Below are 11,654 nucleotides of genomic sequence, written 5' to 3'. Positions count from 1 at the left end.
CAGCGGGGCTGTTGCGCATTTCGGCATTGAGGCAAAACAGGCAGGGCGCTGCTTGAAAACCCTGCATCTCGACAAGGGGTTGTGGCAAGCGACAAGACTGGCCGGCAGCTTGAAATGCCCGGCCCGGGAGGCGAGGGTTTGACGAGTCTGGTTACAGGAGCGGCGGGCTTCATCGGCTATCACGCCGCCAAGGCACGCCTGGAAGCCGGTGAGGATGTCGTCGGTATCGACAACCTGAACCCCTATTATGATCCTGCCTTGAAGCAGGCCCGGCTGGACCAGCTCGCCCGGTATTCCGGCTTTCGTTTCGAGAAAATCGATCTTGCGGATCATGAGGCTGTAATCGGCCTGGTCGGTGATGTCAGGCCCCAGCGCATCCTGCATCTCGGCGCCCAGGCCGGTGTCCGATATTCGCTGGAAGCCCCCTTCGCTTATGCCCGGTCCAACCTGCTTGGGCATCTCTCGGTGCTTGAGGCTGCACGGTCCTTGGGCGACCGGCTCGACCACCTTGTCTACGCGTCGTCGAGCTCGGTCTATGGCGAGCGGTCCGAAGTGCCGTTCCGCGAGAGCGATCCGGCGGAGACGCCCGCCTCGCTCTATGCCGCAACGAAGCGGTCTGACGAGCTCATGTCGGCATCCTACAGCAGTCTTTACGACATCCCGGCGACCGGTCTGCGCTTTTTCACCGTCTATGGACCGTGGGGCCGGCCGGACATGGCCTACTGGCTGTTTGCGGAGGCCATGCTGGAAGGTCGGCCGATCAAGGTCTTCAACAATGGCGATATGGAGCGGGACTTCACCTATATCGATGACATCGTCGAAGCCGTGTCGCGCATTCTTGCCGACGCACCGACGCGCGGGCGCCACCGGGTCTACAATATCGGTGGCTCGACGCCGGTCCGGCTGATGGACATGATCGCGACCCTGGAGCGTGAGCTGGGTGTCGAGGCAGAAAAAATCATGCTGCCCATGCAGCCCGGCGACGTGTCGCGAACCTATGCCGATACCAGTCGGCTGGAAGCGGATTACGGCTACAAGCCGTCGGTGGGCCTCGCTGTCGGTCTGGCCCGCTTTGCCGATTGGTTCGCGGATTGGCGCGCGCGCTAGGGGCGGAGCGGATTGAATCCGGGAACCGGACCGCGATCACCATCGCGGAACCAAGCGTCATAGGCGACGGCCGTGTTGCGTATCGCGCGTTCAGCACGCTGCCGATCCTCGCCAGGCTCGATCAATGCCGCGACATAGTCGAGCAGGACTGAGGCGGCGTCTGCATACTCTGCGGCATTGAATTTCCAGCGCCGATGCGTGCTTTCGTCATAGTAACGCTTGTGCAGGACGGCATCCGGTTCGAGGCGGAAATGACCGAGCAGACCGAGCGCCGAGAGCCAGATGCGCTCGGAATGCGCGAGGGACGGGGTAGGCCGTATCATGAGCGGACTGTCGAGCCCCTTGGGAATGCGGCGGACAACGCCCTTGAAAGCGCCGGCGCATCGTCCGCTCCAGAACAGCGCCAAGGCGGTGTCACGGCGCCAATGCCGGTGGCCATCGGCCATGTCAGCATTGCTCTGATCGCGGTCCGGCATCCGGACGCCGTCAAGCGACCAGGCCCTCACCGGCCCGAAGGCCAGGACGGCGTCCGGGTCTGCCTCCAGGGCGCGGCACATGCGTAACGTGCTTTCGGGGCTGGCGCTGTCATCATGCGGAAGGATGCGGAAATAGGGCGTTTGCGTTGCCGCGATGAGGCTGTTCATGTTCGCGACCCAATGGTCGTCATCATCGCAAACGAAAGACGAGAACCCCGACGCGCCAGCGAATTGGTCGCGCAATGTGCCGATCAGCGCCGCGTCGCCATTGCGATCACTCACGGTCACCGGGATTCCGGTCTCCAGATGCGTCCTGATCGTCTCGCTGAGAATCGGCAGAAAACGACCCGAGCGATAAAGCGGGATCAGAACCGTGACGGGCTCGCTCATCCCGACAGGGCGTCCCGGGCGCTGGCGGCCGCAGCAAGACCGAACGCCGGTGCCGTGGTGAACTTGCCGGAGTTGACGCTGATCCAGCGCCCTGTCTGTTCCACGCCGATATTCTCGCGCGCATGCAGTTTACTGGAGCGATCGGTGATGTCGGTTTGTCCCCAGGCGACGATCACGCCGCCGCCGATCCGGGCCGTCGGCGCGAGCTGATGCAATTCACGCGCAACCGGCACATAGCGGGCGATGCCGTCGATACTGCCGTTCACGAGGCTCTCCGGGTCGACCAGGCTGGCCTGTTCACGCAGCGCGCGTGCATCAATGTCGGTGGTCTGCCCCAGCTTGCAGACCGGGTACCAGGACAGATAGACGCTGCCATCGCCGCGATTGACCAGATCACCGAAAGCGCCAGACACCAGTGTCGTGCTCGGCAGGCGGTTGAGCAGGTCCGGCGGCACGGCGTCAAACAGGATCGACGCCTTGTAGCGCATGATGGCCGGGCCCGGCGCGTCCAGCCCGATGCAGGCATCGAGCCTCAGCCGGTCGTCCCACAAGGCATTGATGACCAGGTCAAACGTTTCGCTGCGCTGCCCGTCCGCCTGCGCGAGCCGCAGCTGGTACACCTCGTCGGCGAGACGATCGGCGCCGAGGATGCGCGTACCCGTGCGCAGGGTGATGGCTGGTGTCTTGCTGATCGCACGAGTTATGCCATCCGCCAGACGCCCGACATGGACGGCCCGCTCCGGCGTCATGAAAGCGGTGGCCACATGATCGGTATCGAACGTGCCGGAGAGATCGCGGTCGGGCAGTGCCTGGCAAGCCCGATATCCGGCGTCGATCGAGCGCAGGTAGGTGTCGACCTGATCCAGATGTGCTTCGATGGCTGTCGGCGGCAGGGCGCTGTCCCGGCAAACCGTGTAGGCAAACGGGGTCGAGAGACAGATGTCCTGGGGGCGCAGTGAAAACAGGTCGCGGACGCAGGTTTCGAAGGCCACAGCGGCCTCTGCCATCACGTGCCAGGACCGGCCGGTCGGGTCTGCGGCGTAGACAAAACCGAGGTGCAGCTTGCCCTCATTGTTCCGGCTGGCGCCGGACATGGGTCTCGCCGCCTGCTCGAAAAGCGTGCTGGACAGGCCAAGTTGGGCGAGACGGACCGCTGCCGAACATCCGGCCAGTCCGGCTCCCAGAATCGCGATGCGCGGCATGTTGTGGTGCCTGCCTGACATGGCTGTTCAGCATCAGTTGCCGCTGAACTCGTTGATCAGGGCCTGCGCGCCGTCGCCAAGTTCCCGATGGGCCCTGGCATAGGCCATCGTCGCGCGCAGATAGCCCAGCTTGCTGCCGCAATCATAGGACTGGCCGACATATTCGACGGCGTGAAAGTCCTGGTTTTGCATCTGCCGCGCCATGGCATCGGTCAGCTGGATTTCTCCACCCGCGCCCGCCGCCTGGTCGGCGAGATAGTCGAAAACCGAGCCTTGCAGGATGTAACGGCCGGTGATCGAAAGATTGGATGGCGCCGCGTCCACCGCCGGTTTTTCCACCATGCCGCGCATGCGGATGCGATTTCCCTCACGCGATTCCGGATCAATGATGCCGTACTTGTTGACCTCGTCAGCCGGGACTTGCTCGACCGCGATCACATTGCCGCCGGTTTCATCAAAGACGGAGATCATCTGCGCCAGGCAGCTCGGCTCGGCCTGGACCAGCACGTCCGGCAGAAGAATGGCAAACGGGTCCGAGCCAATGATGTCACGCGCACACCAGATCGCGTGACCCAGGCCCAGCGGGGCCTGCTGGCGCACGAAACTCATCGATCCCGGGATCGGCTTAGTCCGCGTGACCTCGGCCAGGATATCGGACTTGCCCTTGGCTTCCAGGCTGGCTTCCAGCTCGTAGGCGGTATCGAAATAGTCCTCGATCGCGCCCTTGTTGCGCCCGGTGACAAAGACGAAATGCTCGATCCCGGCGGCCACGGCCTCGTCAACGACATACTGGATTGCGGGACGGTCAAAGACCGGCAGCATTTCCTTCGGTATGGTTTTCGTGGCGGGGAGAACCCGGGTTCCAAAGCCGGCAACCGGCAACACAGCCTTGCGAACGCGCGTCATTCCATCTCCCCCTCCACGGATCGGCTTCAACGGGTACCCGATCACTTCCCCAGCGTCCAGCTCACCCATTCACTTCGGTTTAGCAGATCCGTCCTATATACCGGACGAGACACGTTAATCGGGTGACGCCATGGGCAAGAAATACTTCGGAACGGACGGGGTGAGGGGGCTGACCAACAGCTTCCCGATGACGGCGGAAACAGCCCTGCGACTTGGCATGGCGGCGGGAAAGTATTTTGTCCGGCACAGCGGCCGCCACTCGGTGGTCATCGGCAAGGACACGCGGCTCTCCGGCTACATGATCGAGAGCGCTCTGGTTGCCGGCTTCACATCGGTCGGCATGGATGTCTTCCAGTTCGGTCCGCTGCCGACGCCGGCCGTTGCCTTGATGACCCGCTCCTTGCGCGCCGATCTCGGCGTCATGATCACGGCCTCGCACAATCCCTATCATGACAATGGCATCAAGCTGTTTGGTCCGAACGGCCGCAAGCTCGACGACAAGACCGAGCTGGAGATCGAGGCGCTGATGGATGGTTCCCTGTCCGAGGAGCTCGCCGCGCCATCCGACCTCGGCCGGGCGAAGCGCATTGATGATGCCCAGGCGCGCTATGTCGAGATCGTCAAATCCTCTTTCCCGCGTGCCCAGCGCCTCTCCAATCTCCGCCTCGTTGTCGATTGCGCCAATGGTGCCGGTTACAAGGTTGCGCCGACCGTTCTGTGGGAGCTGGGCGCTGACGTCATCCCGATCGGTGTCGAGCCGAACGGCTTCAACGTCAATGAGGAGTGCGGCTCGACCGCGCCCGCGCGTCTGGCCAAGGAAGTGGTGAAATTCCGCGCCGATCTCGGCATTGCCCTTGATGGCGATGGTGACCGGGTCGTGTTGTGTGATGAAAAGGGCCGGGTCATTGATGGCGACCAGATTCTGGGTCTGCTGGCCAGTCATTGGCAGGAAGCCGGAGAATTGCGTCACCCCGCCATCGTCGCCACAGTGATGTCCAATCTCGGCCTCGAGCAATACCTGGCCAAGCGCGGCATCACACTGGAGCGGACGCAGGTTGGCGACCGTTATGTATCCGAGCGCATGCGAGAAACCGGGATCAATCTCGGTGGCGAAGCCTCCGGACATATCGTCATGCCGGATTACTCACCGACCGGGGACGGGCTGATTGCTGCACTGCAGGTCCTGCGCGTGCTCGGTGAGAGCGGCAAGCGCGCCAGCGAGCTGCTGAACGTCTTCAAGCCGGCGCCGCAATTGCTGGAAAATGTGCGCGTGACCAAGGGCAGGAAGCCGCTCGAGGCCGATGCGGTCAAGGCTGCGATCGCTGAAGCCGAGACGCGCATGGGAAATTCCGGCCGTCTGGTCGTTCGCGCTTCAGGTACCGAACCCGTCGTCCGGGTTATGGCGGAGGGCGAGCAAAAGCTTATCCGCTCGGTAGTCGATGATGTCCGCGGCGCGATCGAAGCCGCCGCGCTGGCCTGATGACGACCCCGTCAGTGGCCGGTTCCCCTGCCGAGCGCATTGTCGCCGTCCAGCACTTGCGTGCCCTGGCGGTCTTGATGGTCGTGATTGGTCATTTGCATCAGACATCTGGCCGGATTCTCGGATTCAGCTGGCTTGGCGACGGGGCGTTTTTCGGTTTTCTCGGCGTCGACGTGTTCTTCGTCATTTCCGGATTCATCATCCACCATCTCTATCGTCATCATGACGGGCTCGACCTGCGCTTCTTCCTCAACCGGCTCAATCGCATCTATCCGATGTACTGGGTCATCACTGGCGTCGCGGCGGTTGGATATGTCATCTTTTTCCGGGGCGACCTGCTGACCGCTTTGGCGGACGGGCGTTGGCTGACTACGTTATTTCTCTGGCCGACCGGCCATCTTCCCCTTCTGTCGGTCGGATGGACGCTAGTCCATGAGCTCTGGTTCTACCTGGCCTATGGGGTCTTTCTGGCCATTCCCGCGCGTTTCCGCATTTTCGCCGTCGCGAGTTGGCTGGTCGTGTCACTGGTGGGCCTTGCAGGGCTGACCGACGGCCTGCCGGCCTGGCTGCGTCTCATCGCCAGCCCGTTCAATCTGCTCTTTCTCGCCGGCGCGCTGATCGCGCAATTTCGCGACCAGCTTGATCGCCTGCTGCCGGTCAGCACCGCGCTGGCGATTGGCGGCGCTGCTTTTGGCGTCTTCTGGACGCTGACGCGCGGGCTGGACGGGCTGACGGATCCGGCTGTGCGGGTTGTGGTGGCGCTGCCATTCGCGGTTGGCATTGTCGGCAGTCTCCTGGCCTGGCGTCCGGTCTTGCCGGCACTCGCCGCGCGCCTCGGTGACTGGTCCTATGTCGCCTATCTCTCCCACGCGCTTGCGCTGGATATTCTTGCCAGGCTGGCATTGCGCCTGCCGCTCGCGGATGGCGGCCAGGCGCTGGCGCTGGGCGGAGTGGGCCTGATCGCCATCCCGGTCCTGGCCTGGATGCTCCACCGGCTCCTCGAGCGCCCGCTTTTGAGCCTTGGCAGGCAGGCGATTGCGGAAATATCACGCAAACCGGTCTGAGCACTGCCATCGCGGCAATCTCTCCTTGCGCCTTGCTGCCCTGTCAGCGATACCGTCCCGGACCAGAACGGGAGTGATTTATCATGCGCGTCGCAATGATCGGAACCGGCTATGTCGGACTGGTGTCGGGAGCTTGTTTCGCCGACTTCGGGCATGAGGTCGTCTGTGTCGACAAGGATGCCAGCAAGGTCGAAACGCTGAACTCCGGCGGCATACCGATCTATGAGCCAGGCCTTGATCTCCTTGTTCAGCGCAATGTGCGCGAGGGGCGCCTGTCCTTCACCCAGGATCTGGCCGAGGCCGTGAAGGCTGCTGATGCTGTCTTTATCGCGGTTGGAACGCCGTCGCGCCGCGGCGATGGTTTCGCCGATCTGAGCTATGTTTATGCAGCTGCGAAGGAGATCGCGGGTGTCATGGACGGCTATACGGTGGTGGTGACCAAATCGACCGTGCCGGTGGGCACTGGTGATGAAGTCGAGCGCATCATTCGCGAGACCCGTCCGGACGCCGATTTCGCCGTGGTCTCGAACCCGGAATTCCTGCGCGAAGGCGCGGCGATCGATGATTTCAAGCGCCCCGATCGCGTGGTGGTCGGTACCGATGATGATCGCGCCCGCGCTTCGATGAATGAGCTCTACCGTCCGCTCTTCCTCAACGAGACGCCGATCGTTTTCACCTCGCGTCGCACGTCCGAGCTGATCAAGTACGCCGCCAACGCTTTCCTCGCGATGAAGATCACTTTCATCAACGAGATCGCGGACCTGTGTGAAAAGGTCGGTGCCAACGTCCAGGAGGTCGCCAAGGGTGTCGGCCTGGACAACCGGATCGGTGGCAAATTCCTGCATGCCGGGCCGGGCTATGGCGGCTCGTGCTTCCCCAAGGACACGCTCGCCCTGACGCGTACCGCCCAGGATCACCAGGCGCCGCTGCGCCTGATCGAGACGGTCGTCGAGGTCAATGATGCCCGCAAGCGTGCCATGGCCGACAAGGTCATCGCTGCCTGTGGCGGCGATGTGAATGGCAAGACGGTGGCTGTGCTTGGCGTGACCTTCAAGCCGAATACAGATGACATGCGCGACGCGCCGAGCCTGGAGATCATCCCGGCCCTGCAGCGTGCGGGTGCGAAGATCCGGGCCTTCGATCCGGCCGGAACGGTTGAAGCCGAGAAACTGTTCGAGAATGTCGACTTCGTTTCCGGCCCCTATTTTTGTGCCGAAGGTGCCGACGTTCTGGTTATCATCACTGAGTGGAACGAGTTCCGTGCCCTCGACCTGAAGCGCCTGAAATTGACGATGAAGTCGCCGATCCTCGTTGATCTGCGCAACATCTATAACCTGGAAGAAGCCAGCAATGCCGGCTTTGCCTACACCAGTGTCGGTCGGCCGCACGGCTGATGCATAGCCCGTCGGGTGCAGCCCGTCGGGCTGCGCGCGTCGCGAGATCCACCCTGCCTGTTAGACAAGAAGCGGTGTTCCCATGACGACCAAGCCCCATGCCAGCCTGCAGCCCAACTCCTGGGCTTTCGAGACCGAGGCCCTGATCAAGCCAACCGGCTTTCGTGAGTATGACGCACGCTGGTGGTTCGGGCATCCCGGCTCGGACAAGGCGCCGGATCTCAACCTGTATGGCGTCCAGACGCTGGGTATGGGCCTGGGCACGCTCATTCATGAACTGGGCGTCGCGCCGAAGATTGTCGTTGGTCACGATTACCGCAGTTATTCATTGAGCGTAAAACAGGCGCTTGAAGTCGGACTGATGGCCGCCGGCATCGAGGTTCATGATATCGGCCTCGCATTGTCGCCCGTTGCTTACTTCGCCCAGTTCGATCTCGACATTCCCTGCGTCGCCATGGTCACGGCCAGCCATAACTCCAACGGCTGGACGGGTGTGAAAATGGGCGCCAATCGTCCGCTCACCTTCGGCCCTGACGAGATGAGCCGGCTCAAGGAAATCGTCCTGGGCGGCGACGCCAAGACCCGCAGTGGCGGTGGCTATGTCCGCCAGGGCGGTGTGGCCGAGCGCTATCTGGCCGACGTTGCTGACGGGGTTGCCATCAAGCGTCCGCTCAAGGTCGTCGCGGCCTGTGGCAATGGGACCGCCGGAGCCTTCGCGCCGCAGGCTCTGCGCGCGATGGGTGTCGAGGTCGTCGAGATGGATTGTGATCTCGACCACACCTTCCCACGCTACAACCCGAATCCGGAAGACATGAAAATGCTGCACGCCATGCGCGATGCAGTGCTCGAGCACGGCGCCGATGTCGGGCTGGGTTTTGACGGGGATGGCGATCGCTGCGGCGTGATCGACAATGAGGGCGAGGAAATCTTCGCTGACAAGATCGGCCTCATGCTGGCTCGCGATCTTGCGCCGCTGCATCCGGGGTCGACCTTCGTGGTGGATGTGAAATCAACGGGCCTGTTCACGATCGACCCGATCCTGGCCGAACATGGCTGCAAGACTGATTATTACAAGACCGGGCACTCCTACATCAAGAGCCGCTCCAAGCAACTGGGTGCGTTGGCGGGCTTTGAAAAGTCCGGTCATTTCTTCCTGCAGCCGCCGATCGGCCGGGGATATGACGACGGTCTCGTCGCCGCCCGCGCCGTCTTGCAGATGCTCGATCGCAATCCCGACAGATCGATGGCCGATCTGCGGCGGGCCCTGCCGGTCAGCTATGGCTCGCCAACCATGTCGCCGGCCTGTTCCGACGAAGAGAAGTATGACGTGGTCGAGCGCATCGTCGATCGTTTCAAGGCGCGCAAGGACGCGGGCGATACGGTTGCAGGCCGTCCCATTGTCGACGTCAACACGGTGAATGGCGTCCGTTTCTCGCTTGAGGGGGGGGCCTGGGGACTGGTCCGCGCCAGCTCGAACACGCCCAATCTGGTCGTGGTGATCGAGAGCCCGGACTCCTCGGATGATGTGAAGGCAATCTTCGCGGATATCCGGGCGGAACTGGCCCGGCATCCCGAGGTTGGTGAATTCGACCAGACGCTCTAGCCTGCCCGAAAGCCGCCTCAACACCGGATAGCCCTGCGTGACCGACGACGACCGTCCATTTCCCTATATTCGCGCCACGGATCTGACCGTCATCTATCCGACGACGGCGTCAATTCTTGGCTTTGGTGGCGACAAGTCGGGTTATCCGGCACTCAAAGGGCTGAATTTCGAGCTTCGCCCCGGTACGAGGCTGGGTCTGCTCGGACGCAACGGGTCGGGCAAAAGCACCATGTTGCGGACGCTGGCCGGGGTTTATCCGCCGGCATCAGGCTCGCTGGAAGTTGACGGAACGGTCGCGTCCATTTTCAGTGCCCAGTCCGGTTTCATGCCGAACGCCACCGGTTACGAAAACATTTTCCTGCGCGGTACCATGCTGGGTTTCTCGTACGAGGAAATCCGCGGGATGGCGCCGGAGATCATCGAGTTTGCGGATATTGGCGACTGGATCAATCAGCCAATCTTCCGGTATTCCAGCGGTATGTTGTTGCGGCTCGCTTTCGCCCTGACGACGGCCATCAAATCCGACATCCTGCTGATGGACGAATGGCTCGGTGCGGGCGATGCGTCATTCCTTTCGAAGGCGCGGATCCGCATGGCCGAGATGGTCGAGAATGCCAAAATACTGGTTTTGGCATCGCATAATCTGAGCCTGATCGAGCGCATCTGCGAACAGGTCATGGTCATTGATGGCGGTGAAATTGCTCATTTCGGTTCGACCGATGAAGTGCTCGCCGCCTATCGTCTTGAACGGGATACGATTTTTGATCCCGAGAAGGCTGAGAAGGCGCGGCTCCAACGTGAGAAACAGGCCGAGCGCGTCGCGCAGAGCGACCCGGCCTCGTCTTGAGTCCGCGCCCTTATCTGGACGTGATTTGACGGCCCGGGTTCAGCCGCCGAGTGCCTTGCGCACCGCGGCAATGACGCTGTCCTGACGCTCACCGCCCAGATCTGCATCCATTGGCAGCGAAACAACCCGTCTGGCGGCCGCATCGGTCACGGGCAGTCCGTTCGGGTTCACGCGAGGATCGATATAGGCCGGCTGGGAATGTAGCGGGCGGGGATAGTAGATCGCGGTCGGTACGCCCTGCTCGGCCATGGCCGCCCGGAAGCCGTCACGGTCATCGACCTCGATTGTGTACTGCGCCCAGGTTGAAACCCCGCCCGCGATGACAGCATGCGGCTTCACCACATCACCGAAGCCGGCGGCATAGCGGTCAGCGGCTTCATTGCGCAGGCGGATTTCCTCCGCAAAAACGTCCAGCTTGACCAGGAGGATGGCTGCCTGGATTGTGTCGAGGCGCGAGTTGAGGCCGATCCGGTCATAGGCATAGCGATCTTCACCGGCCCCGTGCACGTGTAGTGAGCGCATGATGGCTAGCAGGTCCGCATCCTTGACGATGATTGCTCCGCCATCGCCATAACAGCCCAGCGGCTTGGCCGGATAGAAGCTGATCGTCGCGACATCGGCCCAATGGATCGGGTGGTGACCTTCGAGCGTGCAACCGAAGCCCTGGGCGCTGTCGGCGACCAGTTTGAGATCATGCTCGGTGCACAGCGCGGCGATGGCGGGATAATCGGCGGGCTGGCCAAACAGGTCTACCGCGATCACCGCGCGGGCGGTCAGGCTGGCGTCCTGGCTGACCCGCTTGATGCAGGCCGACAGATGATCGACGTCCATCGTGTAGGTCACCGGATCAATGTCGACAAAGACCGGCGTGGCGCCGCGCAGCCGAACGACCTCTGCCGTGGAAGCGAAGGTGAAAGAGGGCACAAAGACGGCATCGCCCGTGCCAATTTCCCACGCCATCAATGGCAGAAGAAGCGCGTCGGTGCCGTTGGCGCAGGCCAGGGCATGCGGCGCTTCACTGAAGGCGGCGAGGCGTTTCTCCAGCTCGGTGACCTGTGGGCCGAGAATGAAGGCACCACTCTCGAGGACCTCGGCCACGGCGGCGTCAATCTTGTCCTTGAGGCGCAGGCGCTGGGTCGCGAGATCGATGAAGGGAAGCATCTGGATCATGGCCTTAACTATTTG

10 protein-coding genes are annotated in these 11,654 nt (G+C 62.4%); 6 read left to right on the top strand and 4 right to left on the bottom strand.

What is annotated here, in order from left to right; translation table 11 throughout:
- The first annotated feature begins 138 nt into the window (after positions 1-138).
- Positions 139-1,107, top strand: a complete 969-nt coding sequence (locus QZZ02_RS00690; RefSeq protein WP_291841603.1) for an NAD-dependent epimerase/dehydratase family protein — start codon at positions 139-141, stop codon at positions 1,105-1,107.
- Here QZZ02_RS00690 and QZZ02_RS00685 read toward each other — a convergent pair.
- Genes QZZ02_RS00685 through galU form a run of 3 tightly spaced genes read right to left on the bottom strand, consistent with a single transcriptional unit; the run spans position 1,104 to position 4,081 of the window.
- Complete coding sequence (locus QZZ02_RS00685) at positions 1,104-1,973, bottom strand: hypothetical protein (RefSeq protein ID WP_291841602.1); 870 nt, start codon at positions 1,971-1,973, stop codon at positions 1,104-1,106. The genes QZZ02_RS00690 and QZZ02_RS00685 overlap by 4 nt on opposite strands.
- Positions 1,970-3,175, bottom strand: a complete 1,206-nt coding sequence (locus QZZ02_RS00680) for an FAD-dependent oxidoreductase (RefSeq protein WP_291841601.1) — start codon at positions 3,173-3,175, stop codon at positions 1,970-1,972. The genes QZZ02_RS00685 and QZZ02_RS00680 overlap by 4 nt, the downstream gene beginning before the upstream one ends.
- Before the next feature lie 33 nt (positions 3,176-3,208).
- Entirely contained in the window at positions 3,209-4,081 is an 873-nt protein-coding gene (galU, locus tag QZZ02_RS00675) for a UTP--glucose-1-phosphate uridylyltransferase GalU (RefSeq protein WP_291841600.1), read from the bottom strand.
- 130 nt (positions 4,082-4,211) lie between these two features.
- On the opposite strand from galU, the gene glmM reads away from it, so the two are divergent.
- The 5 genes from glmM to QZZ02_RS00650 all read left to right on the top strand — a co-directional run bounded on the left by glmM (position 4,212) and on the right by QZZ02_RS00650 (position 10,469).
- Positions 4,212-5,561, top strand: coding sequence for a phosphoglucosamine mutase (gene glmM / locus QZZ02_RS00670; protein ID WP_291841599.1), 1,350 nt, complete (start codon positions 4,212-4,214; stop codon positions 5,559-5,561).
- Entirely contained in the window at positions 5,561-6,625 is a 1,065-nt protein-coding gene (locus QZZ02_RS00665) for an acyltransferase (RefSeq protein WP_291841597.1), read from the top strand. Before glmM ends, QZZ02_RS00665 begins: the two co-directional genes overlap by 1 nt.
- An 83-nt stretch (positions 6,626-6,708) precedes the next feature.
- Complete coding sequence (locus QZZ02_RS00660; protein ID WP_291841596.1) at positions 6,709-8,019, top strand: UDP-glucose/GDP-mannose dehydrogenase family protein; 1,311 nt, start codon at positions 6,709-6,711, stop codon at positions 8,017-8,019.
- 82 nt (positions 8,020-8,101) lie between these two features.
- The gene (locus tag QZZ02_RS00655; RefSeq protein WP_291841594.1) at positions 8,102-9,622 is read left to right on the top strand and encodes a phosphomannomutase/phosphoglucomutase; all 1,521 of its coding nucleotides are present in this window, start codon (positions 8,102-8,104) and stop codon (positions 9,620-9,622) included.
- Positions 9,623-9,659: 37 nt separating this feature from the next.
- Entirely contained in the window at positions 9,660-10,469 is an 810-nt protein-coding gene (locus QZZ02_RS00650; RefSeq protein WP_291841593.1) for an ABC transporter ATP-binding protein, read from the top strand.
- A gap of 39 nt (positions 10,470-10,508) precedes the next feature.
- Here the strand turns inward: QZZ02_RS00650 and QZZ02_RS00645 are convergent, their stop codons facing one another.
- Positions 10,509-11,639, bottom strand: a complete 1,131-nt coding sequence (locus QZZ02_RS00645) for a DegT/DnrJ/EryC1/StrS aminotransferase family protein (RefSeq protein ID WP_291841592.1) — start codon at positions 11,637-11,639, stop codon at positions 10,509-10,511.
- Positions 11,640-11,654: the final 15 nt, after the last annotated feature.

Origin of the sequence: Maricaulis sp. (assembly GCF_015665295.1) — a bacterium.
In the GTDB taxonomy this organism is placed as follows: Bacteria; Pseudomonadota; Alphaproteobacteria; order Caulobacterales; family Maricaulaceae; genus Maricaulis.
The sequence above is the reverse complement of the archived record's forward strand: the minus strand, read 5'-3'. Positions and strand labels throughout refer to the sequence as shown.

What these genes read in the sequence shown, in the direction of transcription:
- QZZ02_RS00685 (WP_291841602.1), bottom strand. Translation starts at nt 1,973, where the DNA reads ATGAGCGAGCCCGTCACGGTTCTGATCCCGCTTTATCGCTCGGGTCGT.
- QZZ02_RS00680 (WP_291841601.1), bottom strand. Translation starts at nt 3,175, where the DNA reads ATGCCGCGCATCGCGATTCTGGGAGCCGGACTGGCCGGATGTTCGGCA.
- galU (WP_291841600.1), bottom strand. Translation starts at nt 4,081, where the DNA reads ATGACGCGCGTTCGCAAGGCTGTGTTGCCGGTTGCCGGCTTTGGAACC.
- glmM (WP_291841599.1), top strand. Translation starts at nt 4,212, where the DNA reads ATGGGCAAGAAATACTTCGGAACGGACGGGGTGAGGGGGCTGACCAAC.
- QZZ02_RS00665 (WP_291841597.1), top strand. Translation starts at nt 5,561, where the DNA reads ATGACGACCCCGTCAGTGGCCGGTTCCCCTGCCGAGCGCATTGTCGCC.
- QZZ02_RS00660 (WP_291841596.1), top strand. Translation starts at nt 6,709, where the DNA reads ATGCGCGTCGCAATGATCGGAACCGGCTATGTCGGACTGGTGTCGGGA.
- QZZ02_RS00655 (WP_291841594.1), top strand. Translation starts at nt 8,102, where the DNA reads ATGACGACCAAGCCCCATGCCAGCCTGCAGCCCAACTCCTGGGCTTTC.
- QZZ02_RS00645 (WP_291841592.1), bottom strand. Translation starts at nt 11,639, where the DNA reads ATGATCCAGATGCTTCCCTTCATCGATCTCGCGACCCAGCGCCTGCGC.